1 protein-coding gene is annotated in these 846 nt (G+C 39.5%); it reads right to left on the reverse strand.

Annotated features, from left to right (window positions below; genetic code table 11):
- Positions 1-846 (reverse strand): DUF6862 domain-containing protein (locus M2R47_RS09370; protein WP_335341992.1); only part of this gene is annotated, 846 nt, incomplete at both ends.

Raw genomic sequence — 846 nt, forward strand, 5'->3', positions numbered from 1 at the left:
CATTCCTTAACTTCTTTCATGCCTTCACAACCAACATCAACCCTATGATTTGGATTTAAGAATTTGCCTGACCAATCCCATTTTCTAAGCTTTATCATTCCATCTACTGATCTTTTACTAAACCAATTCCAAGAATTATAATGCTTCTCATGCACCGCTTGCAATTCTCGGTCATACTGTTCATTTACAAGCCTTCCATAACTCCAGCTGTTACTTTGCCCCACATGATTATTATAAATATACTGAAATTCCGACCTACCATTTCGCATAATAACCCCTCCAGCTTCCGCAATCCAATCTGAATAAAATGACTTATCTGCTCCCTTAAGACTTAAAAAACTCCTTGATTCACTTTCCGCCTCCCTAAACCATGGTTGTCCTGTGTATCCATACATTGCTCCAAAATAATTTGCCCTTTCATCTAGAGTATTGATGGTATGATATCCAGCATAGTTAGCAACGCCTAAAACTCTTTTGGTTGAATCTTGGATATCGCTTGCCTTTCCATAATGATTTCTGTTTTGCCCCACATATTCCAAAGCCTCCCTCATCATACGATGGCATTCGACATTATTTGGACTGCTTGAACAAGTTTTACGCAAGTCCTCGTCTTGCTTTGCAGAAATTTTATCGTATTTTTGAACATGTTCTTCACATTGCTTTTCAGTACCAACACATGAGATTTTTTTCTGTAGTTGCTGATGCGTCAAATAATTCCACTGCACCTGCCCCACATTATTGATGGTGCTTGCTGTGCTGTCGCCTATGCTTACTCCCAGTGTTGCTGACAGGGCAAGTAGTGTGGTTTGTCTTGTGGTTTCATCAAAGCCTTGATTTGTGAGATAT

It is taken from the genome of Moraxella oculi (assembly GCF_023336735.1).
GTDB lineage: Bacteria > Pseudomonadota > Gammaproteobacteria > Pseudomonadales > Moraxellaceae > Moraxella > Moraxella oculi.